Below are 26,619 nucleotides of genomic sequence, written 5' to 3' on the forward strand. Positions count from 1 at the left end.
ACGATAAATACTTCAGCACCGCTGCAGGAAATTGAAATCTGCACGTCGCGGAATGGTGGAACAATCGTGATGAACGATCAAAATGGGGAGTTTGCTTGTTGAACGCAATGCGACCGACACTGGTGTCTGACAAGGCGAATGCAACCGCTCTCGCACCAAAACTTATTCGCCTGGAAGGGCTTAGCAAGCATTTCGGTGCACATCGCGTTCTCGAAAATATCGATCTGGATGTCGCGCAGGGCGAGGTTCTCGCAATTATCGGACCGAGTGGTTCAGGCAAAAGTACGCTGCTGCGCTGTATCAATTATCTCGAGCAGCCAGACGGCGGCTTGATTACGGTGGGCAAGGTGAAGCTTGATGCCACGCAACAGCCGCGTAAGGCGCAGTTGAAAGAGTTGCGCAACACGGTTGGTATGGTGTTCCAGTCGTTTAATTTATTTCCGCATATGAGCGTTCTGCGCAATGTCAGCTTGCCGCAGGAGCGCGTTTTGGGACGCAGCCGTGCCGAGGCTGAGGAAAGGGCGCTTCAACTCCTGGAGCGCGTAGGTCTTGCCGATAAAGCAACGCAATTTCCGGGGCGTTGTTCTGGCGGTCAGCAACAGCGTATCGCGATTGCGCGCTCGCTGGCGCTCGATCCGCAGGTGATGCTGTTCGATGAGCCAACTTCCGCACTCGATCCTGAACTCGGCCTCGAAGTCTTGGCCGTGATGCGCGAATTGGCTGAAAGCGGCATGACCATGCTGGTTGTCACGCATGAAATGGGCTTTGCCGAAAATGTTTCGGATACTGTCATGATCATGGCTGATGGCAAGATCATCGAAAAAGGCGCGTCGAAGGAAATCATGCGTAATCCGCAAGAGGAGCGTACGAAGCGGTTTCTTCGTGCGGTGCATGACAGATGACAGCAGACAATGTTCTTCTCATCCTGAGTGGCTTGCCATGGACACTTGCTCTGACGCTGGGTTCGTTTGGCATTGGCTGTATTCTCGGCGTTCCATTACTGGCAGCACGCAGAGCCGATTTTGCTCCCATACGCTGGATTGCGGCTTTCCTCATTCAGATCGTGCGTGCACTTCCGCCCATTCTTTGGCTTTTCATCATCTTCTTCGGCATCGGTATGGGTATCATGCCCATCAATCCGTTTGTCGCAGCATTGATCGGCCTCGGCCTGATTGCATCAGCCAATATGGCTGAGATCTATCGTGGGGCACTGGCGTCACTCCATCATGGTCAGTGGGAGGCGGCGACGGCTCTAAATCTGGGAACCAGATTTACACTGATTGACGTTGTTGCTCCGCAAGCGTTTCGTGTCGCGCTGCCTTCGGCTGCGAGCTATCTGATCGGGCTTATGAAGGAAACGGCTGTCGCATCGACCATCGGCGTTGCTGATCTGGCATTCCGTGGCAATCAGGTATCGCAGCTTACCTTCAAGGGTATTGAAGTTTTCGCGCTGGTTGGCCTGTTCTATATTTTCCTGAGCCTGCCGGTTGCGTGGTTGTCGCGTTCTGTGGACAGCTATTTGAGAGCAAAGGTGGCACGCTGATGTTTCCCACCCTGGATGAATTTTATGAATGGATGCCGGCGCTTCTTGGCGGACTTAAAATCAGCCTGCAAGTTGCGGCCTTAAGCCTCGCAATCGGTATTCCGCTTGGGCTCGGTCTGGCACTCGGTGTGGGTGCCAAATCCCGTGCAGCACGCTATGTAAGCCTGTTTCTGGTTGAAATTGGCCGTGGCGCGCCCGCACTGGTTCTTCTGCAGTTCATGTATTTCGGTCTGCCCTCAACGGGACTGACAATGACGTCTTTTGCGGCAGCAATAGTTGCACTAGCCTGGAATACCGGTGCCTATACGAGTGAAATCATCCGCGCCAGCCTGCAATCGATCCATCATGGTCAGCGGGAAGCAGCTGAAGCGATGGGGTTCAGTACGCTTGATGAGTTGCGCTTCGTTTTGTTGCCGCAGGCCCTGCGAGTGGCGCTGCCAGCACTGTTGGGCTTTGCCATCCTGATTTTTCAGAGCACCTCGCTCTGTTTCACCATCGCGCTGCCGGAACTCGTGAGCAATGCTTATGAAATCGGGGCTAACACCTTTCGCTATATGCCCGCGCTGATGCTGGCGGGGCTGCTCTATGCCACGATCTGCGTTCCGGCGGCATGGATCGTATCTTACGTGGAGAAGCGGTCATCCGCTTATGCCGCGCGATAATTCACAATAACAAAAGGGGAGTCGCACATGAATAACGGGATCATTCGCAAGGGTATTATTGGGGTCGCCATTCTGATGGGGCTGTCGGCAACAGCCTTAGCACAGGATTGCAAGCCGAAGCATGAGTTCAAAACCATTACGCCGGGAACATTGACGATTGCCGTCACCACCTATGCACCGCATTCATTTATGGATGAAAGCGGCAAAATGAGTGGGCTGGATGGCGATATAGCGACAGAATTCGCCAAACGCGAATGTCTGACGCTGAAGCCTGTTGCGGTCGATCCGGCTGCAGCTATTCAGTATGTCCTGTCGGGCCAAGCCGATATCACTACCGGTGACTGGTATCGCACGGCTGAACGCGCCAAGGTGATGAACCTTTCTTATCCGCTTTATAAGGATCAGATGGGCCTTTATTCCAAGGATGGCATCAAGACCGTCGAGGAACTGGTTGGCAAGAATGTAGGCACCGTTCAGGGTTATCTCTGGGTGACAGATGCCAAGAAACTGCTCGGTGCCAATCTTCGTCTTTATCCGAATTCGGTGAACATGCATCAGGATCTCGCATCCGGTCGTATCGATGTTGGTATCGATGGATATTCGACAGGCGCTTATGCTGCCAAGAATGGCAACTTGAAAGACATCAAGGTTGAGATTGCGCAGCCTGATGATCGCATTCGAGCCACTAAGGAAGCGGCACAGGCAAGCTTACCTTACGCCAAAAGTGCAACGGATTTTGGTGCTGCGCTCGATGCGAATATCGAAGAAATGCACAAGGACGGCACGATTTCCAAAATCCTGAAATCTTATGGTCTTGATGAAAGCATTGGGGACACCGGCGCTCCAAAGCTTATCGAATAGTCGATAAGATTACGACTTGATGCAGCGGATTGCCGCTGCATCCACCTCAACCAAATTCATATCGGAGACTGCAACGATGACTGTTTATGCGGTCAGCCGAAACAGCCAGTCGTGGTATGGGGAACAGGTCGGCATTCTCATTCTGGATGCCGCCTACCCTTGTGTGCCTGGCAATGTCGGCAATGCGACTACATATAAATACCCGGTGCGTTATCAGGAAGTGCGCGGCGCTTCCATTGATCTACTGCTGAACCAGCGCGATCCGGCGTTGCGTGATGCTTTCGTGGAAGCGGCACTTGAGTTGCAGGGGCGGGGCGTCAAAGCCATCACGGGTGCCTGTGGCTTTATGGCGTATTTTCAGGAAGAGGTTGCGGAAGCGGTCGATATTCCGGTCTTTCTGTCGAGCCTGATGCAGATACCGTTTATGCATGCTGTGGCGCGCGGTACGGTGGGCGTTATCACTGCCAATGCAGAGCGCCTGACCCCGCGCCATTTCGCTGCAAGCGGCATTCCAGACACGGTTCCGATTGTGTTGGCAGGAATGGAAGATCAGGTAGAGTTTCGCGAAGCGATCCTTGAGGAAAAAGGAACGCTTGATACCGCAGCCATCGAACGGGAAGTTTGCGAAGTTGCCAAAAAGCTGGTTCGCGAGAATCCGGAAGTGCGCTCGATTTTGCTCGAGTGCAGCGATCTGCCACCCTATGCCCATGCCGTGCAGAAGGTGACGGGTCGGCCGGTTTTCGATTTCATCTCAATGATCAATTATGTCCAGCAGACTGTTGCCTGTCGTCCTTATCAAGGCTTCATGTAATCCGCTTGATAATGAGGAGTTCCCCGATGTCGCTTGATCACTATTTCCTCCTCGGACGATCCGGTCTGCGTGTCAGTCGCCTAGCGCTTGGCACGATGACGTTTGGCAATGGGGGCGTCAGAGGGATCGGCGGTTCGTGGGGCACAGATGAAGACAATGCCCGCACCATCTTCAATCTTTATCTGGAGATGGGCGGCAATTTTATCGACACGGCAGACTCCTATGGCGCAGGTCTCAGTGAAACTCTGGTCGGCAAGTTTGTCACGGAAACTGCAAGCCGTGATCGGGTAGTGATTGCGACCAAATATTCGAACAATCTGCAGCCCGGCAATGCCAATGCGGGTGGCAATGGCCGCAAGAACATGATGCGTGCTGTCGAGCAGTCGCTGAACCGTCTGAAGACCGATTACATCGATCTTTATATGGTGCACACATGGGACGGCATGACCCCTGTTGAAGAAGTGATGCGCGGTTTTGATGATCTGATACGTGCTGGGAAAATCCGCTACTGCGGCCTGTCCGATGTGCCGTCATGGTATGCGGCGCGGGCACAAACATGGGCGGAAGCCCATGCATTGTCGCAACCGATCAGCCTGCAACTGCCGTATTCGCTGGTCGAACGCAGCATCGAACAGGAATTTGTGCCACTTGGGCAAAATCTCGAAATGGGTATCACTGCCTGGAGCCCGTTGGCCATGGGGCTTCTGTCTGGCAAATACCGTGCGGGCGGTGAGGGGCGGCTCAATCGCGATAATGCTGAGGGATTGGGGCTCTTCACGGAGCGCAACATGCGCATCGTGGCAGCACTTTCGGAAGTGTCCGACACTATGGATAAGTCAATGGCGCAGGTCGCGCTCAATTGGGTTGTCACTCAGCCGGGCATTGGTGCTGCCATCATCGGCGCAAGCAAGCTTACCCAGCTTGATGATAATCTCGGTGCGCTTGCGTTTACGATTCCCGACGAACTGCGCAAAAAGCTGGATGAGGCGAGTGCCATCCAACCGACTTATCCATACTCGCTTTTTGTCCCGGACTATCAGGCGGGCATCCTCAATACGGGTATTTCAGTTGGCGATAAGCCGCACGGTTATATGCCTTCGAAATTCGTGCCCAAGGTCGGTGACTACGCTTTCGGCAAATCCACCAAAGAATAGTGAAATTTCAGAAAGAACGATCATGAATGACATGCCAGTCAAGGTGCAGCCCGTGGCCAGCATCGATCCAACACTTTTTGTTCTGACGCTGGATTGTGATGACAAGCCCGGTATCGTGGCGGCAATCACCACAGAACTTGCGGCTGTTGGTGGTAATATCGTGGAAAGCAATCAGTTTCGCGATAAGCTCACCAATCGCTTTTTCATGCGTATCGCTTTCAGTGCTCCACTCGGCATGTCACGCGAAGCCATAGAACATGCATTAAAGCCGGCTGGCGAACGGTTTGGTATGAAATTCACGGTTGCTGACGCCAACCGCAAGCCGAAGATCCTGCTTATGGTGTCGAAGTTCGATCATGCCATGTTGCATCTTCTTTATCAGATTCGGGTTGGCTGGCTGAATGCCGAAATTGTCGCCGTGGTGTCTAATCACGAAGGTAGTCGTGAGACCGCCGAGAGCGCTCAAATTCCATATCATTATTGGGTCGTGAATAAAGATAACAAGGCTGAGCAAGAGGCGCGGTTGCTTGATCTCGTGCGGGAAACTCAGGCTGATCTGGTCGTGCTCGCCCGCTATATGCAGGTGCTTTCAGATAACCTTTCAAACCGCCTGTTCGGCAAAATCATCAATATTCATCACTCGTTTCTGCCATCTTTCAAGGGCGCCAAGCCGTATCATCAGGCATTCGAAAGGGGCGTGAAACTGATCGGTGCGACCGCGCATTATGTAACGCCGGACCTTGACGAAGGTCCGATTATTGAACAGGAAACCGAGCGCGTGACGCATTCCATGAGTGCTGAGGATTTTGTGGCGACAGGTCGCGATATCGAGAGCCGGGTTCTGGCGCGCGCGGTAAAGATGCACGCGGAAAATCGCGTCATGCTGAATGGGCATAAAACCGTTGTGTTTGCACAATAGATGCGGTTTCAGAACGTGCTTTAAATGCCGAATTCGGCATCTGCGCCTTGTTCCAGCAACCAGTCGCGAAACAGTTCAGCGCCTCGTTTTGGTGGGCGCTGGGCTGGCATGACGAGATGAATGATATCGCCAGATCGATTGTAAATGTCGATTGCAGGAACGAGGCGACCTGCCGCGATGTGATCGCGTACAAGATGCTTCCAGCCAAGTGCGATCCCCTGTCCAAAGACCGCAGCTTCAATCGAACTAAGCGCGTCGGTGAAGACAAAGTCCTGTTCAATGCGCGGATTTGGCACGCCGCTGCGTTCCAGCCATTCGCGCCAGCCAAGCCGGGACCGATGCCTTTCCTCAAAATGCAATAATGTATGGTTGAGAAGATCCTGCGGGGATTTGATTGTCCCGTGCTCTTCCAGATAGGACGGGCTGCAGACAAGCCACACTTCTTCAGTCACAAAAGGCCATGAATGAATGCCGGACCACTTGCCATTCCCGAGCCGGGCCGAAACGTCGATGTCTTCTTCCAGCATATCCTGATCGTCGCGGCTGCTTTCCTCGATGCGAAGGGCGACATCGGGATGCTTCTCCTTGAAGCTTTTCAGGCGCGGCAACAGCCAAAGCTGCACAAAAGACGATGAGAACGACACGCGAATAATATCGCGTGAGTGCTTTTTGCGCATGGATGAAATGACCATGTGTAGATGATCGAATGCTTCCTGCGTTTCGCGATAAAGCCTTTGTCCTTCAGCCGTCAGCTCCAGACGACTGCGATCCCGCCTGAAAAGCTTCAGGCCGGTCGCTTCCTCTAGTAATTTGATCGTCTTGCTCACCGCAGGCTGACTAACGTTCAGCTCTTCTGCAGCCGCCGTGAATCTCAGGCGGCGAGCGGCCGCCTCGAACACGAAAAGATAGTTGGCAGAGGGGATCAGCGAGCGGAGTCTATGCATAATCTGAAGTTATACCTAAGCGGATTTTTTATCAAGCTCACAGCGTCGAGAACCCTCTGTAATGTAATGCCAAATGGGACCGTCTGGTTGCTTCGTCTGATCGCCGGTCGTCCCCACAAAATATGACATGGAAGGGAACTTGGAATGCAAACTCATGCACGCGCGGTGGTCATCGGGGGAGGGTGCGTTGGCGCCTCAATTCTGTATGGTCTGGCAAAAAGAGGTTGGTCAGACGTTGTTCTGTTGGAACGTACCCAGCTTACTGCCGGTTCGACATGGCACGCCGCGGGCCTGATCCCTTCTTACGCGCGCAACATCAATATCGGGCGCATGATCAACAAGTCTATCGAGATTTATGAAGGGCTGGAAGCAGAGACAGGACAACATGTCGGCTGGCACAAATGCGGGCAGCTGCGCATCGCCAATACGCGTGATCGTCTCGACGAATATAAGAGCTATATGAGTGTCGCCGAGGTGCAGGGCATCCGGGCAGAACTTGTTTCTCCGGCCCGTGCGCGTGAGTTATGGCCTCTGCTTGAAAACAATCCTGATATGCTTGGCGCGCTCTATCATCCTGACGACGGCCATATCGCGCCGGCTGACGTAACCATGGCGCTTGCCAAAGGTGCACGCGACAATGGTGCAAAGATTTACCTCAACACGCAGGTGAATGGCTTCGAGCGTCTGCCGAGCGGCGAGTGGAAGGTGAAAACCAATAATGGCGATATCATCTGCGAGCACATTATTTCGGCCACCGGTAACTATGCTCGTCAGACCGGCGCGATGCTTGGGCTTGATATTCCCGCAATTCCGATTGTCCACCAGTACTGGATTACCGATGCCGTGCCGGAAGTGATTGAGCGCAAGCGTCAGGGCTTGCCGGAAATGCCGATCCTGCGTGATGAAGGTTTTGAAGGCTATCTGCGCGAAGAAGGCGATGGCCTGATGTTCGGACCTTATGAAAAGACCGAACATCTGAAGTTGTTTGCTGAAAATGGTGTGCCTGAGTGGTTCGGTGCCGATCTTCTGGAGGAGGATTTTGACTCCGTTTCGTGGAATTGGGAACGAGCAATGGAACTCGTGCCCACACTTGGTCGGGTTGGCATCAAAGCCAATGTTCGCGGACCATTTCAGATGACAGCCGACGAACTGCCGCTGGTCGGTCCTGCGTGGGGGCTCGACAATGTCTGGCTCGCGGAGGGGGTTCCAGGCGGCATTTTGTGGGGCGGTGCAATTGGCTATTATCTCTCTGAGCGCATCGTTGAAGGGTGCAACAGTATCGACACGAGCGAACTCGATCCGCGCCGCTTCGGTGATTATGCCAACAAGAACTGGACCCGCGAAAAGGTGCGAGAAGCATGGGGCACTCATGCGGACCAGCACTATCCGGGTCAGGATATGCCTGCAGCGCGCCCCCAGAAAACAGCGCCGTCTTATGATCGTTTGACGGAGTTAGGTGCCGTTTGGGGCTGCCTCAATGGCTGGGAAATGCCGAACTGGTTTGCACCAAAGGGTGTGGAAGCCAAAGATCAGTATAGCTGGCGTTGGACTGAAAAGGGCAAATATGTTGGCGAGGAAGTTGAAGCCGTGCGCAATGCGGTCGGCCTTGTCGAAATGACGCCGATGACCAAGTTTGAAGTCAGTGGTCCAGGTGCAGAAGCGTGGCTTGATGGTATTCTTGCCAATCGATTGCCGAAAGTGGGCCGCGTTAATCTCACCCATCATCTGACGAAAACGGGCGGAGTGCAGGCCGAATATGTCGTTGCCCGCATGGATGATGACAACTTTTATATGATTTCTACACCGCGTGCCGAACGCTGGAATTTCGATGATCTGTCAAAGCTTCTGCCTAAGGACGGTAGCGTGAGATTGCGAAACGTTACCAATGATCGTGGCTGCTTCACCATCGTCGGCCCGAAGGCGCGCGAGGTTCTGCAGTCGTTGACAGAGATTGATCTGTCCAACGAGGCATTTCCATGGTTTGGCATTAAGTCGGGAACGGTCGGGCTTGCCAGTGACGTGCGTCTGCTGCGCGTTAATTACGAAGGCGAACTTGGTTGGGAACTCTATCATCCACTCGCATATCAGCGGCATTTGCTGGAAGCATTGCTCAATGCAGGCAAAGAGCATGGCTTGCGCCTCATCGGTCTGCATGCACTGGAGTCGCTGCGTCTCGATAAATCCTACCGTGCGATGTATCGCGACATGAATCCTGAGCTAAGTGCTTGGGAAAGCGGTCTTGAACGCTTTATCCGTCTCGACAAGGGCGACTTCATCGGTAAACAAGCCCTGCTTGCAGAAAAGGAGCTCGGTATCAAACAGCGTTCCGTTACACTTGCTATCGAAACCGATGGTGCCAGCACGCTGACTTGCGAGGGCGTGTATCATAACGGTAAGCTCGTCGGCCGTGTTACATCGGGCAGTTATTCCTACACTTTCAAACACGATATCGCGCTGGCGCTGCTGCCTGTTGAGCTGGTTGTGCCGGGAACGGAGCTTGAAATCCCGGTTCTGGGTGAAATGCGCAAGGCCCGCGTGATTGAAGAGTCGCCTTACGATCCGGAAGCCAAGCGTGCCCGCGTTTAGCATGCAGATGACGCAAAACAGCGTTTCTATTTGAATGAAAGGTTGGCCTCATGAAGGCAGTTGTCGCAGTAAAGCGGGTTGTAGATTACAACGTAAAGATCCGTGTTAAGGGAGATGGTTCGGGCGTTGAGCTTGCGAACGTGAAGATGTCGATGAACCCTTTTGACGAGATTGCGGTTGAAGAAGCAATCCGTCTGAAGGAAGCTGGCAAGGTCACGGAAATCATCGCGGTTTCGGTCGGTCCGGCACAGGCGCAGGAAACGTTGCGCACAGCCCTTGCCATGGGTGCTGATCGCGCGATCCTCGTGAAGACCGATGACACCGTTGAGCCGCTTGGCGTTGCCAAGGTGTTGAAGGGCGTGGTCGAGGCTGAACAGCCGGATCTCGTTTTCCTCGGCAAGCAGGCGATCGACGACGATGCCAACCAGACCGGCCAGATGTTGTCGGCATTGCTCAACTGGAGCCAGGCAACGTTTGCCTCGAAGGTGGAACTGGGTGACGGTTCTGCCAAGGTAACGCGTGAAGTCGATGGCGGTCTTCAGACCATTGATGTGAAGCTTCCTGCCATTGTCACGGTTGATCTTCGTTTGAACCAGCCGCGCTATGCATCGCTGCCAAACATCATGAAGGCGAAGAAGAAGCCGCTTGATGAAAAGTCGCCTGCCGATTTCGGTGCTGATATTGCGCCGCGTCTCAAGGTCCTGAAGACCGAAGAGCCGGGTGGCCGCAAGGCTGGCGTGAAGGTCGGTTCGGTCTCCGAACTGGTCGAGAAGCTCAAGGCCGACGGCGTATTGTAAGAAATCGGAAGGGACAAACACATGGCTATTCTTCTTATTGCCGAACATGACAATGCAAGCCTTTCCGATCAGACCGCAAAGGCACTGACAGCCGCCGCTCAGATCGGTGGTGATGTTGATATTCTGGTTGCAGGCAAGGGTGCAAAGGCTGCGGCTGATGCGGCTGCAAAGCTTTCTGGCGTGCGCAAGGTTCTGCTGGCTGAAAGCGATGCGTTGGAAAATCGTTTGGCTGAGCCACTGGCTGCAGCCATCGTTGAACTCGCAGGAAACTACGACACGATCATTGCACCAGCCACCACGTCGGCCAAGAATGTGCTGCCGCGTGTGGCAGCACTTCTCGATGTGATGCAGTTGTCGGAAATCATGGAAGTGGTGTCCGCTGATACGTTCAAGCGTCCGATCTATGCGGGCAATGCGATCCAGACTGTGCAATCGACCGATGCCAAGAAGGTCATCACGGTTCGTACCGCTTCGTTCCAGGCCACCGGTGAAGGCGGCTCGGCTTCGGTTGAAAGCGTGAACGCGGCTGCTGATCCTGCGCTGTCGAGCTTCGTTGAAAACGCGCTTTCGGGTGGTGATCGTCCGGAACTGACTTCGGCCAAGATCATCATCTCGGGCGGACGTGCGCTTGGTTCGTCGGAAAAGTTCCAGGAAGTGATCTTGCCTGTTGCCGACAAGCTTGGTGCTGCGGTTGGTGCCAGCCGTGCGGCGGTTGATGCGGGCTATGCGCCCAATGACTGGCAGGTTGGCCAGACGGGCAAGGTGGTTGCACCGGATCTTTACATCGCAGTCGGCATCTCGGGTGCGATCCAGCATCTTGCAGGCATGAAAGACAGCCGCGTGATTGTTGCGATCAACAAGGACGAGGAAGCTCCGATCTTCCAGGTTGCCGATTATGGGCTCGTCGGGGATCTCTTCACCGTGTTGCCGGAAATGGAAAAGGCTTCGATCTAAAGCATGTCTCCCGAAAGTGGGAACCGGTTTCGGGATAAAGACATGCTTAAAAACAAATAGATAGAGCATTTCCAATAATTCAATCAAAACAGGAAATGCTCTAGATATGCAGCAGGTCGCCGGATATTTGGTCTGGCGACCTGTTTGAATTAAGCATTCTCGATCTTGTTCAGAAACGTCGAAACTGTCTTCATACAGAGATCGCGTTCTTCCACATGTGGCATGTGGCTCGATTCCTCGAAAAGCACCCATTCACTACCCGGAACATTATCGACGTAAGGTTTGACCACTAAAGGGGTAGCCTCGTCATAACGACCGGAGATGACAAGTGTTGGTGCTTGAATGTGGTTGAGGCGGTCTTCAATCGTCCAGTCCTTCATCGTGCCAATCACGTGAAATTCGGTCGGGCCATTCATGTTGCGATAGACGGTATTGTCTTCGTCCATGATGGCAAAGGTTCGCGCGACTTCCGTTGGCCAAGGGCTCACGCGGCAGACATGCCGGTCGTAGAATACCCTTGAGGCGGCGATATATTCCGGATCGGTCAGCGTGCCTGCTTCTTCGTGTTTCAACAAAGTCTGTTGTACATCTGAAGGAAGTTCGAGCCGCAAGCGGTTGGCCTCCGCGACCCATGTCCGCATATTGGCAGGTGAGTTGGCGATGACCAATGCTTTAAGGCCAGTCGGTCTTTGCACGGCATGTTCCGCGCCCAGTATTCCGCCCCATGATTGTCCCAGATAGGCATAGCGATCCTGAATGCCGAGATGTGTCAGAAGATTATCCAGCTCTTCCAGAAACAAATCCACGGTCCAGAAATCGGGGCCTTTATCTGGAAGACGTGTGGAGTTTCCGTTGCCGAGCTGATCGTAATGAATGACTGCACGACCATCGAGTGCTGCAATGTCCTTGAAAGCATCTACATAATCATGCGTGCAGCCGGGGCCGCCATGAGCGACAACAAGCGGGAGTTTTTCTGAATTGAGTGAGCCGGTAATGCGATACCACGTCCGGTAATCACGGAAGGGGGCAAAGCCTTCCGTCTGATTGATTAAAGCCAATTTGGTCCTCCATTTGTCTGTTTTTGGAGAACCATAGCGCCGCTTTTTTGGCTGCGGCAGCTATCATAACTTATAGGTCAGGCATCGAGCAGCCGCGCACGCGTCGCCCGTACAACGGCCTGAGTACGGTTTTTTGCACCCAGTTTTTTGGCTGCCGCGTTAAGATGCATCACCACTGTTGGAACGGATCTGTCGATGATGCGTGAGATTTCTTTCGCTGAGAGGCCTTCTGCCGCATAACGCAGACATTCACGCTCGCGAACTGTGAGATGCACCTTGCCAATGCCGCGAATATGCTCGTCAAAAAGCTCATATGCACTTTGATGGAAAATCTGTGCCATCAGATTGAAATCGGCCACATAGCGTAAAGCGCGCTGTCTGAAGTCGGATCGTGGACCGGAAAATACGCCTGTGACGGTTGCATAATCGCCATGTGGCATATGAATGGGAACGGTGACGCCTGCAGATATATCGCGCTCATGAAGATAGTTTGCGACGGGTGCCGTGTCTTCCGTCATGAATTCCTGCAGCAGCGATTCAGCTCCCTCATCATAATTCCAGAAGAATGGGACTGATGCCCTGCAGGCAAGACGCTGCACGGGGTCGATGCGGAAATAGCCCTTTTCTGCCCAGAATTCGAACATGTCATCGCTGATATTGCGCAGTTTCATCAGCGATGGACCCATCATGTCGCCATTCATGTCGAAAGCGGATGGGGTGTAATCGTAGATGAGGGCCTCGAAGCCCAGAGGCTTCATAGCCTGAAATATCTCATCAATGCGCCCGTCGAGCGTCTGGTGAGCAGTAAAATTTTGTCTGAAGGTCTCAATCTCGTCTCGCATCATGGTCTCCGAAACCTGACCCCAAGATTACATCCTATCACTTCTTATAGCTGGTGTAGTTTAGCTATTCGGTCCAAAATCAAAAGAAAAATGATGCCGACAATTCGACGCGGGAAACGGGTCGATGCGGTGATCGGGGAACAGATGTGGCGTGAGATGAAACCGGACAACCGGTATGAAGTGTCTGTGGGCATTCATAAGGTCGTGGCGTATAGTTTTGGAACGGGCGATGAGGTGGTGCTCTGCCTCAATGGCGGGCCCGGTTTGCCATGCGACTATCTGAGAGATGCGCATTCTTGTCTGGTTGATGAAGGTTACCGCGTGGTGGCTTTCGATCAGCTTGGAACCGGTGCGTCTGATCGACCAACTGACCCCGCATTATGGACAATCGCGCGCTATGTCGAGGAAACCGAAACGGTTCGTCAGGCGCTGGGTCTTGGTACAGTGCATCTTCTTGGCCATTCCTGGGGCGGCTGGCTTGGAATTGACTATGCACTGACCTATCCACAAAATCTGAAGACGCTCATTCTTGAAGATACAGTCGCGGACATGCCGCATCTGGTAAGTGAACTGGAGCGGCTGCGCAGCGCGCTGGGACCAGAAACCGTTGCGATGATGCAGAAGCATGAGGCGCAGGGGACGCTCGATCACCCGGAATATGCGGCAGCGATCACGATCCTCAATTATCGCCATGTTTGCCGCCTTTCGGATTGGCCCGCACCCGTGAAACGCTCGCTTGATGACTGGAACATGGGGCCATATGGTACGATGCAGGGTCCGAACGAGTTTCTCTATACGGGCAACCTGAAAGACTGGAACCGTGTACCTGATCTCGGAAAAATCGAAGTTCCTGTGCTGATCACGGTTGGGGAGCATGATGAGCTGACGCCTGCCTGCGCTCTGCGCATGAAGCTTGCCTTGAAAAATGCCGAACTGCATGTGGTGCCAAATGCCAGCCATATGCCATTTTACGAAAACCCGTCCTATTATTATCCGGCCTTGACCGGCTTTCTCAATCGACATCGTTCCTCTCGATAGATCAGAATATTAGGGAGAAACTCCGCAGCCCATGCATCGCTTTCAGTTTGTACTACGCCGCCCCTTCCAGTTGCTGCCGGTTCTGTTCGGGATCAGTGTCATCACATTCGTACTGGTCCGGCTCATTCCGGGTGATCCGGCACGTGTGCTTCTGGGCACGCGCGCGACACCAGCAGCCATTGCCAATATCCGTGCGCAATATGGCCTCGATGAACCCATGTGGCTTCAATATCTGTATTTCCTGCGCAACATTGCAAATGGCGAAATGGGAAAATCGATCCTCTATAAGATTGACGTCCTGAAGCTGATTGCGACACGCATCGAACCGACTTTGATGCTGGTTATTTGCAGTGTCATTCTTTCGATCTTGATCGCCGTCCCTTTGGCCGCGATTGCAGCGCGGCGTAACGGTAAAATCAGCGATCATGTGATCCGCACGGTCTCGACATTCGGGATTGGCTTTCCGCCCTTCTGGCTCGCCTTGATGCTGATTATCCTCTTTAGTGTAAAGCTCGATCTGCTGCCGGTTTCAGGCTATGGCAACACGCTGCAAGAGAAGCTCGCGCATCTGGTGCTGCCGAGCCTCACGATAGCACTTTCACTTTCAACTGTGCTTGCCCGCAGCCTGCGCGCGGCTATGATCCAGTCACTCAATTCGGATGTTGCGACAGCTGCGCGAGCCCGCGGGATGCCTGAAAACATTGTGTTCTGGCGACATGTTTTACCCAACTCTCTGGTGCCGACTGTTAATTTGCTGGCCGTTAATATTGGCTGGCTGATCGGCAGCACAGTGGTTGTCGAGAGCGTGTTTGCTCTTCCGGGCATGGGGCAATTGCTGGTGCGTGCGATTTTCTCCCGCGACTATATGGTTGTGCAGGGCGTTGCCATGGTCTTTGCCTGCGCAACGGTTCTGGTCAATTTCATGGCCGACATCGCCACTGTCGCGCTTGATCCACGGGTGAAGCTATGAGTGCACGCCTTCTCCCTATAACCCTGATCAACTGGCGCCGTTTCCTAAGCCGACGCACGACGCTCGCCATCGGGATCGGTGTTCTTGCGTTCTTTGTATTGCTGGCTTTTGGTGCGCCGCTGATTGCCCCTTTTGATCCCGTTGTTCAAAATGCTGACGTTCGTTTGCAGCCACCGTCATGGTTGCACCCGTTCGGGACTGATAATTTCGGGCGGGATATTCTCTCTCGCGTTATCTGGGGTGCACGTATCGATCTTCAGATCGCAGTCTTCGGTGTCATATTCCCTTTCGCCATTGGAACGGTCGTCGGCACGGTTGCCGGGTTTTTTGGTGGCATCGTTGATACGATCTTCATGCGCCTGATCGATATCATTCTGGCGTTCCCATTTCTGGTTCTGATGCTATCGATCATTGCCATTCTGGGGCCAGGTCTTAAGAGCTTTTATATCGCCATGGCACTGGTTGGATGGGTTTCTTACGCCCGCCTTGTTCGGGCGCAGATACTGGTTCTGAAATCCACCGACTATGCCGTTGCTGCTGAAAGCCTTGGCTTCAGCCGTTTCCGTATCATGTTCCGCCATCTTCTGCCGAATGCCATTGCCGGATCGCTGGTTTTCGTAATGTCGGATGCCGTTCTCGTACTGCTGAACGGTGCGGCAATCAGCTATCTTGGACTTGGTGTGCAGCCACCTGTTGCAGAATGGGGTGTCATGGTTGCGGAAGGCCAGCCGTTTGTGACCACGGCCTGGTGGATCACCTTGTTTCCCGGACTCTCTATCGTGTTTCTGGCTTTTGGTTTTAGCATGCTCGGCGATGGACTGGGTGAAGCGCTGGGAGTGCACGAATGATGAAGCCAGTTCTTTCCATTCGTAATCTTCAGGTTGATGCAGATTTGCCGGATGAAACCCGGCGCCTGATCGATGACGTTTCTCTCACGCTCAACCAGGGTGAAATTCTTGGCTTGGTCGGTGAAAGCGGATCGGGAAAAAGTCTGCTTTGTCGTTCGATAGTCAGGCTTTTACCGTCGTCGATTTTAAAGATCACCGCAGGTTCGGTCATGCTCGATGGCAAGGATCTGGTTCAGGCAAGCGAAGCTGAATTGCTTGCCGTGCGTGGTGGCAAGATCGGCATGATTTTCCAGAACCCGACCAGCCATCTTGATCCTGTGATGAGTGTTGGTGACCAGATCGCGGAAGGCATACGCTTTCATAAAGGGCTCAATAAGGCTGACGCGCGGGCCGCAGCAATCGAAATCATGGCGCAGGTCGGCTTTACAGACCCTGCGCACCAATATGGCAGTTATCCGCACGAATTTTCTGGTGGGATGCGTCAACGGGCGATGATTGCGGTGGCCCTTTCATGCGATCCGGAAATTCTTATTGCCGATGAGCCGACGACTGCGCTCGATGTCACCATTCAGGCGCAGATACTCCAGCTTTTGATGGACATACGCGATCAACGCGGGCTTTCCATCATCCTCATCACCCATGATCTTGGGGTGGTCGCGCAGACTTGTGATCGTATTGCTGTTATGCGTAACGGGAAGGTGCTGGAACAGGGGTTGAAGAGCGACGTTCTCGGTGATCCCCGCGATCCCTACACACGTAATCTCATAGCCAGCCATCCGTCGTTGCCTGAGACGGCTTCCTTGCGTCTCGTGCCTCAGTTAGGGGATCAGCCGCTGTTGCAGGTTAATGATCTGCATGTTCGCTACCCTGTGGCTGGGGGATTTCTCAAGGCCCGGACGACGAGCGCGCTAAAGGGTGTCAGTCTTGAAGTTCGGGCTGGTGAGACGGTCGGGATTGTTGGGGAATCTGGCAGCGGAAAAAGCACGCTTGCACGTGCGATCTTGGGCCTGACACCAATCGCCGAAGGCAGCATTACATTTGACGGATTGACGCTCAGCCCTGATCGTAAGGAAGCACTGGCGGCATTACGTCGTGATGCGGCCATGGTATTTCAGGACCCGTTCAATTCGCTCAATCCTCGCATGACGGTAGGTGAGACACTGGCAGAAGTACTGCGGGTTCAGGGCAAGATTGACGTTAAGGATATACCTCAGCGTATTGTCGAGCTGCTCGATCTTGTTGGGCTTGATCAAAGCTTTGCCACGCGCAAACCACGCAGCATGAGCGGCGGACAATGCCAGCGCGCCGGTATAGCGCGTGCTTTGGCAGTGGAGCCAAAAATGATCATCGCCGACGAGTGTATCGCAGCACTCGACGTCACCATTCAGGCACAGATCGTTGATTTGTTTCGCGAGCTCAAAAGCAAGATGCAGCTGACATTGCTATTCATCGCCCATGATCTTGCCGTCGTGCGGAATCTCTGTGAGCGCGTGGTCGTTATGTATCATGGCGAGATCGTTGAAGAGGGATTAAGCGCCGAGGTCTTTGCGCACCCGAAAGAGGCCTACACGGCAGCGCTCATCAGCGCGATACCCGATATTGATCCCACGAAATCGCTGTTTGAAGAGAGAATTCTTGCTGAAGCATCCTGAACACGCATCGAAAACGATGTGTGACTAACCAAAAATATAAGGGGAAATACACATGCTTAAAAAATGGATGAAGATCGGCCTCGTCACTGTCATGACGAGCATGACATTTGGTGCAGCACTTGCCGAAGCGGCGGGTGTTTTGACAATCGGACGACGCGAGGATTCCTCTACTTTCGATCCAATCAAGACCGCACAGAATATCGACAACTGGGTGTTCTCAAACGTTTATGATGTGCTGGTGCGGGTCGATAAGACAGGCACGAAACTCGAGCCTGGTCTTGCTGAAAGCTGGACGATTTCGGATGACGGTCTCACCTATACGTTCAAGCTGCGCGATGCTAAATTCTCGGATGGATCGCCGATCACAGCCGATGATGCCGCTTTTTCGCTTCTGCGTATTCGCGACAATCCAGCTTCGCTTTGGAGCGACTCTTATAAGGTCGTGGACACTGCCGAAGCTGCTGACCCGCATACGCTGGTCGTTAAACTGAAAACGCCTTCCGCGCCATTCCTGTCCACCCTGGCACTCCCCAATGTTTCAGTTCTTTCCAAGAAGGGACTGGAGGAGTTGGGTGAGGACGGCTACGCAGAAAAGCCAGTGGCGTCAGGTGCGTTTGTGGTGGACGAATGGCGTCGTGGTGATCGTGTCATTCTGAAAAAGAATCCGAATTTCTGGGAGGCGGATCGTGTCAAGCTTGACGGGGTCGAGTGGATCTCTGTTCCTGACGATAATACGCGTATGCTCAACGTACAGGCCGGTCAGCTGGATGCCGCGATTTTTGTACCGTTCTCGCGCGTGGCAGAGCTGAAAAAAGACCCGAATTTGAAGGTTCTCGAAGATACCTCCACACGCGAAGATCATCTTCTGATCAATCATGAGCATGGTGCACTCGCGAAGAAGGAAGTCCGTCAGGCGCTGGACATGGCGATCGACAAGCAGTCGATTGTCGATACCGTGACATTCGGGATTGGTCAGGTTGCAAATTCCTACATACCGAAGGGCGCTCTGTATCATTACGCGGACAATCTCAAGCGTCCGTATGATCCGGAAAAAGCCAAGCAGATGCTGGCCGATGCTGGCGCATCGGGCTTGTCGCTCAATTATATCGTCAATGCTGGCAACGAAACGGACGAACAGATCGCAGTTCTTCTACAACAACAGCTTCAGAAGGCAGGTGTTACCGTCAACCTCCAGAAAGTCGACCCCAGCCAGAGCTGGGATATGTTGATTGCTGGTGATTACGATATCTCCGTCATGTACTGGACCAATGACGTTCTGGACCCCGACCAGAAGACCACATTCGTTTTGGGGCACGATACCAATATGAATTATATGACCCGCTATAACAATGAGAAGGTAAAGGACCTCGTTGCAGCAGCGCGTCTGGAGCTTGATCCAAAGAAGCGTGAGGCCATGTATATCGATCTTCAGAAAATGGCGAAGGACGACGTCAACTGGATCGATCTCTATTACAGCCCTTATATCAATGTCACCGGCAAGAACATTGAGAACTTCTATCAGAACCCGCTTGGTCGTTTCTTCCTCGAAGATACTGTGAAGAACTAAATTTGTGAGGGTATGTCGAAAATGTTGCGGCGGGCAAAGCCCGCCGTTTCTTATTGGTGTTATTTGCCGAAGCGATAATTCACCTCGAAAAACTCAAGTTCGAGATGGACAGCGCGGAGAAAAAAGTCTCGACATATTTCGGGTTGCGCTGGACCAACCCGATCCAGTTCGGATTTGAGGAAACTTACAAATTCCCGGAAATGGGGATTGTCGTGTAGTGTGATCCATTCTGCATGGACGAAATTATTTGGAAGCGGCGAGGGCGCGCGCGATGCCCAATCGAGATAAAGACCTTCAGCAGCGTTGAGAACTGAGAGTATTGCACCATAGGAGCGCGTGGTAGCAGCTTCACGCATGATTGCTTTGAACCCAATGGTTGGTTCGGTATCGGGGGTATTTGCGCGTGCCTCTTCATTCACATTGAGTGCTGCAAAAGCACGGAGGAAATAGGTGTTTTCTTCTCCGGATACCATTCCAGCAAAGCGGCCAAAGCGCAGCCGCGCCTCAAATGTATCGGCTGTGGCCATTGCCGCACCCAACAAAGTGAGAAAACTGTCGAGAAAACGATGATCCTGAACCAGATAGGATACCATCGATATATCCGAAAGGGTGCTAGCACAGAGCTCTTTGACGAAAGAATGCTCAACGGCCTGCGTCCACAATGGCTCGCTTGCTTGCTTCAGTGTTTGAGAGAAGTGTTCAGTCATAGTGCTACCTTTCTGCTGGTAGCGAGACCGCATACATTCTGCATTATACGGCCTCGCAATGAGGCCGGCAAAAGGCTGGCTTAAACTCCCCATCCCTTCGCCGGCATGATCCGGATCAGGTTCGAAGGGTCACGGCGCTGCGCTTGCCAGCCGTATCTCAGCCCCTTGCGGGACTCCCCTTGGTGTCAAAAATCTTAATCGAGACTCTCGCCAATGTCGAGCCGTTGGGTAGTCGATGGTTTGGATATAACCGAACTGAAATCATCGTATCAACGATGCGCTAGTCAGTTAGCCTTATTGGATTCCACAAGTTCAAGTTCTCTTCGTCTCAGCATCTCAAACATGGATGTAGTACGCAAATTTGTCTCGGGATCAATCTTGCCGCCCTTCTGCCAGATGCCATACTTTTCGCGGAAATAATCGATGACAAGGAGATCGGCCTCAATACGGTCATGCCCTTCCTGAACCAGATTAAGCAGTGCATCCACTCTGCTTCCTTCGCCTTCACGAAGGTGGCGTCGCTTTCCAGTATTCCAGATTGGAATGCCCACGCGTTCCAAATGTCCGGAAATCCATGGATCATCTACAGTCCACATCACGTCGGGAATATCGTAGAAGAGTTCATCGAACCATTCTGGGCGAACAAGCACACCAGCAAAACCGGAAATCTGATCGACATATCCCGGGGAGGTCAGGTTAGGCTTGATGGTAAAAAGACAGAGTATCCGTTTCACTCTGTAAATAGAGTCTTTGTGTTTCCAACGGCTGCGTGGGAGCCTGTCGGATGGGCGGTAATCATCGGATATGTCCGGGAATGTTTCGCCTACCTCAATAATACAAGTGTTCGGTTTCTTGGCCGCTTCGCTTTTAAAGCGTGCATGCCAGCCTCGATCATAAATCTTGTCGTCGTCGCAGAACAGAATATCGACATCCTGTCCCTTCAGGTCCCTGGCGGCGGGAAGGACTTTCGTCGCGGGGCCATAATCCTGATCACAATGGCAGATAGTTACGCCCTTCGGCACAACCGGCAGTGTTCCATCCCAATCGGGAAAGCGGCGGTATGTCTCCGGTATATAAAGCCTAATTTCGTGGGCTTTTAAATTCTGAGATAAAAGAGACTTTAGGGTTGGCTGTATCAGATGAAAACGCGAAGGTATCGATGATAAGCTTATGATAGTCGGTCTACTCAATTTCAATCCCTTTGAGCAATCTGGTCTGCTGAAACGTGCTTCCACGCGTTCTGATTGAATGCTTTGTTAGTATAACTTATCAAATAAAAAAATATACAAACTAATGAATAGCTATGCACATATCGTGTGCTTTGGCGGACGCGCAATAGCATAAATGTTATAGCTGCAAATCCGACAACGCAGGCCGCAAAAGCCGTGAGTGAAACATTGAACCAGTACATGATGCATAACTTTCGCAGCCTGAGTGCAAAACTTAACTATTATACTCATGTTTAAATTGCAAGAGTTCTCATATGCATCGCAAACGTTTTGCACCGCCTTGGCAGGCGGTGCGTTTCATGCCGCGCGAACATAGCAAGCGAGGCGGCGTGTTGCGCTTCTTTCAACGAGCAATGGCGGGGTTTGATGGCATTCTGCAACTGCGATGGGGCATCGTGTGGAGAAGCTGCAGCCCTTCGGCGGATTGGCGGGACTTGGCAGATCGCCACGTAAAACGATGCGTTTGCGCTGACGCTGGGCCACAGGATCAGGCAGTGGAATGGCTGAGATCAGTGCTTCAGTGTAAGGATGTTCCGGCTGATTGAAGACTTCGGACGTTTTGCCCGCCTCTACGATCCGCCCCAGATACATGACGGCTACACGGTCAGCAAAATGTCTGACAACCGAGAGATCATGGCTGATGAATAGATATGACAGTCCGAACTGGCGTTGAAGGTCGAGAAGCAGGTTGAGTATCTGCGAGCGGATCGAAACATCGAGCGCTGAAACCGGCTCATCCAAAATCATCAGCTTGGGATTAAGTGCCAGTGCTCTGGCAATCACGATGCGCTGCCTTTGTCCGCCTGAAAATGCACCTGGCTTTCTGAGCGCGTGTTCAGGATGCAAGCCTACGAGTTTGAGTAGTTCTGCAACGCGGGCACGCCGTTCAGATGCTGTGCCGATATTGTGTATAGCCAGTGGCTCGGCAATGCTCTCGCCAATCGTCAATTTCGGATTAAGTGCCGATGCAGGATCCTGAAACACGATCTGAATATCACGCGAAAGCCCGCGTATTGTTTCAGATAGACCATGCGTGACTGGTTTCCCATCAAAGCTGATATTGCCGGATGTCGCTCTGGTCATGCCAAGGATAGCTGTGCCGAGCGTGGATTTACCACAACCAGACTCACCGACCAGTGCCACGCTTTCTCCACGGCCAATCTCAAGATCGACGCCATCAACGGCTTTCACAAAGTTGACGGCACGGCCCAGCAGACCGCCGCGAATGGGATAATGAACTTTAAGATTTTCAACGGACAGCAACATGTCACTCATACCAGCGCTCCCACTTGTTGCGAGCGCCAGCAGGCCGCTGCGCCAACATCCATGCGCGCTGAAAGCGGCGGTACATGCGTCCTGCATTGATCTTCCGAGATCGGACAGCGTGGCGCGAAACGGCAACCATTAGGCCATGAGCCGATATCAGGCACAATGCCTTCAATCGTCGGAAGATGGGTTTTCGGTTCGCCTTCGAGACGTGGAATGGTTGAGAGCAGCAGCTTTGTGTAAGGATGCTCCTGCCGGGAGAAAATCGCATCGACGGGCGCCTGTTCGATGACGCGGCCTGCATACATCACCGCCACACGATCGGCCATATCGGCGACAACTCCCATGTCGTGCGTGATGAGCAGGATTGCTGTTCCCGTCTCGTCGCGCAGCTTTTTCATGAGGTCGAGTATCTGCGCCTGAATGGTCACGTCGAGAGCTGTCGTAGGCTCATCCGCGATCAGAAGGCGAGGACGGCAGATCAGGGCCATGGCAATCATAGCGCGCTGGCACATGCCGCCTGACAGTTCGAAAGGATATTGTCCGAAGCGAATTTCAGGTTCTGGAATTCCCACTTCTTCGAGCATGGCAATGGCTGCGTGGCGCGCTTTCTTGCCACTCAGATCGCGGTGTACGACAAGGCTTTCTTCGATCTGTCGGCCAATTTTCATCAGTGGATTGAGCGATGCGACCGGCTCCTGAAAGATCATTGCGAGGCCATTACCGCGCAAGTCGCGTTTGGTCTTTTCAGGCGCACTGACAAGATCCTGCTCGCCGAATAGAATGCGTCCAGATGCTATGTTTGCTACCTTGGGCAATAGTCCCATGACGGAGAAGGCCGTCAGCGATTTTCCGCAGCCGGACTCGCCCACAACAGACAGGATTTCGCTTTCATTGACTTGAAAGCTCACCCCATCCACCACCGGTTGGCCTGCAATATGGACGACAAGTTCATCGACTGTAAGCACAGGTTTCGTCATGCCGCCTCCGTGCGTACTGCTGCCCATGGATGATAGGGATGAGCCATGCCGATATTCTGGCCGTCTTCGCGCATCACGATGGAAGGAATGGAGAAGTTCACCGGATAGAGTGTGTCGGCGATGATTTCGACCGGAAATTCTTCACTTAAACGCGCTGCCACATCGGGCTGCGCGCGTTCACTAACGCGAAGCTTTACGCCGCTTGCATCGATACGCGGTGCATGAAATGCCTCTTCTGGCGAAAGGCCGAACACGTCTATATAGGACAGTATCTGAGCGACGGCTGGCATGATCTGACGCCCACCTGCAGCTCCCAGCGCGATATGGGGCTGACCATTTTTGCTTGCAATGATCGGGCACATGTTTGCAAGCGGCTTCACACCAGCCGCTATGGAGTTTGGTTGCCCGGGGCGCGGGTCGAACCACATCATGCCATTGTTCATGAGAAGATCGAGCGAGGGCACAACGACTTTCGAACCGAAGCGCGACAACAGCGTGTTGGTGAGCGAAACCATGGTTCCATCACGATCAACAACGCTGATATGTGTTGTGCAGCTTTCGCCGCTGCTGCCATGTCCGAGTGTACGAAGCCGTTCTTCGGATGCGCGGCGAATGGCTCGCGCAAAGGCGAGCGCGGTTTTCCCCGAAAGGGCATCTTCCTGCGGCAATGTTCTGTCGAGTTCTTCAAGAACGCGTGCGAGTGTTGGTCCACCGGAAAGCCCTGGCATAGCGTGAACAGTAGTATCGCGATAATCAACAGTGAGTGGCTTTTTCCACTCAGGCTGGAAGTTGCGCAGATCGTCCTTGTCGATGAGGCTGCCACCAGCGCGCAAATCGGCAATGAGCTTTTCGGCGATTTGTCCTTCGTAGAAGTCGCGCGCGCCTGCTTCTGCCAGCCGCTCCAGCATCGCGGCTTTTTTGGGCATTGGAATGCTACGCGGCGAACCGGTTTCAGGAACGCGCGGCGCACGGCCATTGTCAAGAAACAGTGCGCTTGATGCGGGAAAGCGGTTCAGTCCTTCGGTGTCGATGGCGAGGCAAAGCGTGGTGAACCAGTCGATTTGCAATCCATGCCGGGCACGATCGATTGCAGGCACCAGCGCATCGGCGAAGCTGATTGAGCCAAAGCGTTCCAGTGCAGATGACAATCCCGCAATTGCGCCCGGCACACATATGGAGCTGTAGCCTATGAGATTTTGGTCGTCGACAACTTTGGGCCAGTTGAACCAGTCGCCATCGCTGCCCGGGGCAAGCGGATAGTCGTTTGGATCAATATTGCGTGGCGACGTGACGTTGAAATCAAGCGCATCGACGCTTCCGTCTTTGCCATCAGCGTGCAAGAGAAAACCTCCACCGCCGATACCGGAAAGCCAGGGCTCTACTACACTCAAGACAAGCGCCGTCGTGACTGCGGCATCCATGGCATTGCCACCACGACGCAAGACCGCAGCACCCGCCTCAGCTGCGAGCCAGTTCTGGCAGGCGACCATGCCGCCTTCGCTACGGATTTGCTTTTTCTGGATTGCCCAGCTCTCAGCCATTCGTCTGTCCAAATCTACGGTTTCCGATAGAGTCGGGTATTTTCGCTTCGACAGCAAAGCGCCCTACATTGGCGGATGATGCATGGTGTGCCGCAATTTCTGCCGCCGTTGTGACCCACGCGTCTTTTTGGCTGGTGATGTTGTCGAGCAGTTCCTCCAGAAGGGCGATGCGCTGCGCGCGACCTGAAATCCAGTCATGCACAGTCAGCGTAAACAACCCGCCAAAGCGATGAAGTGTGCGCCATTCAGAAATCCAGTCGCGCAATATTGCTTGCCCGGATTGAAACGGCCACTTGTCGCGTCCGCCACCTTCAAACTTGAAGAAAATGGCATCGTCGGTCGCCCACTGGACTGGAATTTCCGTGATGCCATCAATCTCATAGGGGTGATCGAAGCCGGAGAGTGAGGAGTCATAAGCCAATCCCACCCGCTTGATCTCGCGCAGCATATGCGGCGTGATTTCCCATGCAGGGGAACGAAAGCCGACTGGTTTCTTGCCAGTCTGTTTGACGAACAGTTCTATGCTTGCTTCCAGCGCGCCGGTGAATTCTGCATCCGTCACATCGGCGACAATCTCATGAAAATAGCCGTGAAGGCCAACTTCATGCCCCGCCTCGATGAGTGTGGGCAGGATTTCCGGATTGGTTTCTGCGGTTAATCCCGGGACATAAAAACTGGCTTTCACGTGGTAGCGTGCGAAAAGGTCAATCAGCCGATAAAGCCCGGTGCGCGGTCCGAAGTTACGGATTTCGAGCGTAGCCAGTCGATCAGGAAGGCCATCGCGATGCGCCCACATGAACGGCACCTGCGCATCCACATCGACGGACAGGAGTGTCGCTGATTGCTTTCCAGACGGCCACTGATAGTTGGGCCAGGGCGATTTGGCGTTTAGTCCTTCGGTCATAGCGCCTTCTTCTTCTGCTGAAATACGGCAAGCGAACCGATGGAGTTGCCGCCGTCCACAGTCAGGGTGGCGCCAGTGACATAAGCGGCGGCCGATGATGTCACATAGAGGACTGCAGATGCGACATCGGGTGCGGAAGAAGCACGTCCAAGCGGTATCGACGAAGTCACAGTCTTCACATGCTCATCGGACAAGGCGCTGACATCGCTTCCGGCGGCAAAACCCGGTTCGACCGCATTGACGCGAATGCCATATTCGGCAAGCTCAAGCGCAAAGCCTTTGGTCAGGCGATCAAGTGCTGTCTTGGAGGTGCAATAAGGGACGACCGTGGTACGCATCTTGCGTGCCGCACCTGATGATATATTGACGATGGAACCCGCAGTTTCGGTGTCGACCATCTGTTTTGCGAAAAGTTGAGACAGCAGGAATGGAGCGCGCAGGTTGACACCCATGATGCGGTCCCAGTCTTCCAGCGAAATATCGAGCAGGAATCCTGAAGGATATATGCCCGCATTGTTGATGAGAATATCCGGCGCGCTCCAGCGTGTCGCAACCGCGTCCGCAAAGCTCGTGATAGAAGCTGCATCAGTAAGGTCTGAGACAATGCCGAAATGGCCCTCGCCGGGCAGTTCCGCGATGCGGGCATCAAGCTTTGTCTGATCCTGATCGGTAAGGCAGAGGATTGCGCCTTCCTGCGCAAAAGCCGCGGCGATCCATGCGCCAATAATGCCGCCAGCGCCTGTTACGATAACTTTTTTGCCTTTGAATTCATTCTCGAAATTCACG

General features: G+C 53.4%; 25 protein-coding genes and 1 riboswitch. Of the genes, 15 read left to right on the plus strand and 10 right to left on the minus strand.

Translation table 11 applies throughout. From position 1 onward, the window contains the following. Window positions 1–107 precede the first annotated feature (107 nt). The 7 genes from C9380_RS19900 to purU all read left to right on the plus strand — a co-directional run bounded on the left by C9380_RS19900 (window position 108) and on the right by purU (window position 5,950). Window positions 108–902 carry an amino acid ABC transporter ATP-binding protein gene (locus C9380_RS19900; protein ID WP_051514795.1) on the plus strand — a complete coding sequence of 265 codons (795 nt, stop codon included), beginning with the start codon at window positions 108–110 and terminating at the stop codon, window positions 900–902. Continuing rightward, a complete protein-coding gene (locus C9380_RS19905) occupies window positions 899–1,543 on the plus strand; it encodes an amino acid ABC transporter permease (RefSeq protein WP_128094388.1) in 645 nt (214 codons plus the stop codon). Before C9380_RS19900 ends, C9380_RS19905 begins: the two co-directional genes overlap by 4 nt. Continuing rightward, the gene (locus C9380_RS19910) at window positions 1,543–2,205 is read left to right on the plus strand and encodes an amino acid ABC transporter permease (RefSeq protein WP_128094389.1); all 663 of its coding nucleotides are present in this window, start codon (window positions 1,543–1,545) and stop codon (window positions 2,203–2,205) included. The genes C9380_RS19905 and C9380_RS19910 overlap by 1 nt, the downstream gene beginning before the upstream one ends. A 27-nt stretch (window positions 2,206–2,232) precedes the next feature. Next, window positions 2,233–3,066, plus strand: coding sequence for a substrate-binding periplasmic protein (locus tag C9380_RS19915; protein ID WP_024898668.1), 834 nt, complete (start codon window positions 2,233–2,235; stop codon window positions 3,064–3,066). A 76-nt stretch (window positions 3,067–3,142) separates the two neighbouring features. After that, complete coding sequence (locus C9380_RS19920) at window positions 3,143–3,877, plus strand: aspartate/glutamate racemase family protein (protein ID WP_128094390.1); 735 nt, start codon at window positions 3,143–3,145, stop codon at window positions 3,875–3,877. A 26-nt stretch (window positions 3,878–3,903) separates the two neighbouring features. Then, window positions 3,904–5,031 carry an aldo/keto reductase gene (locus tag C9380_RS19925; RefSeq protein ID WP_128094391.1) on the plus strand — a complete coding sequence of 376 codons (1,128 nt, stop codon included), beginning with the start codon at window positions 3,904–3,906 and terminating at the stop codon, window positions 5,029–5,031. A gap of 22 nt (window positions 5,032–5,053) precedes the next feature. Further along, window positions 5,054–5,950 carry a formyltetrahydrofolate deformylase gene (gene purU, locus C9380_RS19930; RefSeq protein ID WP_128094392.1) on the plus strand — a complete coding sequence of 299 codons (897 nt, stop codon included), beginning with the start codon at window positions 5,054–5,056 and terminating at the stop codon, window positions 5,948–5,950. Window positions 5,951–5,970: 20 nt separating this feature from the next. On the opposite strand, the gene C9380_RS19935 is transcribed toward purU, so the two are convergent. Then, window positions 5,971–6,894, minus strand: coding sequence for a LysR substrate-binding domain-containing protein (locus tag C9380_RS19935; RefSeq protein ID WP_128094393.1), 924 nt, complete (start codon window positions 6,892–6,894; stop codon window positions 5,971–5,973). Between the two features lie 144 nt (window positions 6,895–7,038). On the opposite strand from C9380_RS19935, the gene C9380_RS19940 reads away from it, so the two are divergent. Genes C9380_RS19940 through C9380_RS19950 form a run of 3 tightly spaced genes read left to right on the plus strand, consistent with a single transcriptional unit; the run spans window position 7,039 to window position 11,231 of the window. Then, the gene (locus tag C9380_RS19940; protein WP_128094394.1) at window positions 7,039–9,480 is read left to right on the plus strand and encodes a GcvT family protein; all 2,442 of its coding nucleotides are present in this window, start codon (window positions 7,039–7,041) and stop codon (window positions 9,478–9,480) included. 50 nt (window positions 9,481–9,530) lie between these two features. Continuing rightward, a complete protein-coding gene (locus tag C9380_RS19945; protein WP_128094395.1) occupies window positions 9,531–10,277 on the plus strand; it encodes an electron transfer flavoprotein subunit beta/FixA family protein in 747 nt (248 codons plus the stop codon). A 21-nt stretch (window positions 10,278–10,298) separates the two neighbouring features. Then, window positions 10,299–11,231, plus strand: coding sequence for an electron transfer flavoprotein subunit alpha/FixB family protein (locus tag C9380_RS19950; protein WP_128094396.1), 933 nt, complete (start codon window positions 10,299–10,301; stop codon window positions 11,229–11,231). Window positions 11,232–11,380: 149 nt separating this feature from the next. Here the strand turns inward: C9380_RS19950 and C9380_RS19955 are convergent, their stop codons facing one another. Together C9380_RS19955 and C9380_RS19960 are read right to left on the minus strand one after the other, a co-directional pair. Next, window positions 11,381–12,289, minus strand: a complete 909-nt coding sequence (locus C9380_RS19955; protein ID WP_128094397.1) for a proline iminopeptidase-family hydrolase — start codon at window positions 12,287–12,289, stop codon at window positions 11,381–11,383. Between the two features lie 77 nt (window positions 12,290–12,366). Beyond that, window positions 12,367–13,131: a LuxR family transcriptional regulator gene (locus C9380_RS19960; protein WP_128094398.1), complete on the minus strand. Its 765-nt coding sequence runs from the start codon at window positions 13,129–13,131 to the stop codon at window positions 12,367–12,369. 144 nt (window positions 13,132–13,275) lie between these two features. Here C9380_RS19960 and C9380_RS19965 point away from each other — a divergent pair, with 144 nt between their 5' ends. From C9380_RS19965 to C9380_RS19985, 5 genes are read left to right on the plus strand one after another with little or no spacing between them, the layout of a single operon-like run. Then, a complete protein-coding gene (locus C9380_RS19965) occupies window positions 13,276–14,169 on the plus strand; it encodes a proline iminopeptidase-family hydrolase (RefSeq protein WP_128094483.1) in 894 nt (297 codons plus the stop codon). Window positions 14,170–14,200: 31 nt separating this feature from the next. Beyond that, window positions 14,201–15,139 carry an ABC transporter permease gene (locus C9380_RS19970; protein ID WP_024898058.1) on the plus strand — a complete coding sequence of 313 codons (939 nt, stop codon included), beginning with the start codon at window positions 14,201–14,203 and terminating at the stop codon, window positions 15,137–15,139. Then, entirely contained in the window at window positions 15,136–15,987 is an 852-nt protein-coding gene (locus tag C9380_RS19975; RefSeq protein ID WP_024898057.1) for an ABC transporter permease, read from the plus strand. The genes C9380_RS19970 and C9380_RS19975 overlap by 4 nt, the downstream gene beginning before the upstream one ends. Then, on the plus strand, window positions 15,984–17,639 hold the full coding sequence (locus C9380_RS19980; protein WP_128094399.1) for a dipeptide ABC transporter ATP-binding protein: 1,656 nt from the start codon (window positions 15,984–15,986) through the stop codon (window positions 17,637–17,639). The genes C9380_RS19975 and C9380_RS19980 overlap by 4 nt, the downstream gene beginning before the upstream one ends. 52 nt (window positions 17,640–17,691) lie before the next feature. Further along, on the plus strand, window positions 17,692–19,206 hold the full coding sequence (locus C9380_RS19985; RefSeq protein ID WP_128094400.1) for an ABC transporter substrate-binding protein: 1,515 nt from the start codon (window positions 17,692–17,694) through the stop codon (window positions 19,204–19,206). Between the two features lie 59 nt (window positions 19,207–19,265). Here C9380_RS19985 and C9380_RS19990 read toward each other — a convergent pair whose 3' ends face one another. From C9380_RS19990 to C9380_RS20020, 7 genes are all read right to left on the minus strand, one after another. Beyond that, window positions 19,266–19,946 carry a TenA family protein gene (locus C9380_RS19990; RefSeq protein WP_345772262.1) on the minus strand — a complete coding sequence of 227 codons (681 nt, stop codon included), beginning with the start codon at window positions 19,944–19,946 and terminating at the stop codon, window positions 19,266–19,268. A 42-nt stretch (window positions 19,947–19,988) separates the two neighbouring features. Continuing rightward, a riboswitch (TPP riboswitch) is annotated at window positions 19,989–20,103 on the minus strand. Between the two features lie 94 nt (window positions 20,104–20,197). Then, window positions 20,198–21,103: a glycosyltransferase family 2 protein gene (locus C9380_RS19995; RefSeq protein ID WP_128094484.1), complete on the minus strand. Its 906-nt coding sequence runs from the start codon at window positions 21,101–21,103 to the stop codon at window positions 20,198–20,200. A gap of 336 nt (window positions 21,104–21,439) precedes the next feature. Continuing rightward, window positions 21,440–22,417: an ABC transporter ATP-binding protein gene (locus C9380_RS20000; RefSeq protein ID WP_128094402.1), complete on the minus strand. Its 978-nt coding sequence runs from the start codon at window positions 22,415–22,417 to the stop codon at window positions 21,440–21,442. Beyond that, complete coding sequence (locus tag C9380_RS20005) at window positions 22,414–23,388, minus strand: ABC transporter ATP-binding protein (RefSeq protein ID WP_128094403.1); 975 nt, start codon at window positions 23,386–23,388, stop codon at window positions 22,414–22,416. Before C9380_RS20005 ends, C9380_RS20000 begins: the two co-directional genes overlap by 4 nt. After that, on the minus strand, window positions 23,385–24,929 hold the full coding sequence (locus tag C9380_RS20010; protein WP_128094404.1) for a gamma-glutamyltransferase family protein: 1,545 nt from the start codon (window positions 24,927–24,929) through the stop codon (window positions 23,385–23,387). The genes C9380_RS20005 and C9380_RS20010 overlap by 4 nt, the downstream gene beginning before the upstream one ends. After that, entirely contained in the window at window positions 24,922–25,833 is a 912-nt protein-coding gene (locus C9380_RS20015) for a polysaccharide deacetylase family protein (RefSeq protein WP_100556710.1), read from the minus strand. The genes C9380_RS20010 and C9380_RS20015 overlap by 8 nt, the downstream gene beginning before the upstream one ends. Next, window positions 25,830–26,618 (minus strand): SDR family NAD(P)-dependent oxidoreductase, encoded by a 789-nt coding sequence (locus C9380_RS20020; RefSeq protein WP_128094405.1) that lies wholly within the window; start codon window positions 26,616–26,618, stop codon window positions 25,830–25,832. The genes C9380_RS20015 and C9380_RS20020 overlap by 4 nt, the downstream gene beginning before the upstream one ends. Window position 26,619 lies beyond the last annotated feature (1 nt).

It is taken from the genome of Brucella pituitosa, assembly GCF_003049685.1.
GTDB classification, from domain to species: domain Bacteria; phylum Pseudomonadota; class Alphaproteobacteria; order Rhizobiales; family Rhizobiaceae; genus Brucella; species Brucella pituitosa.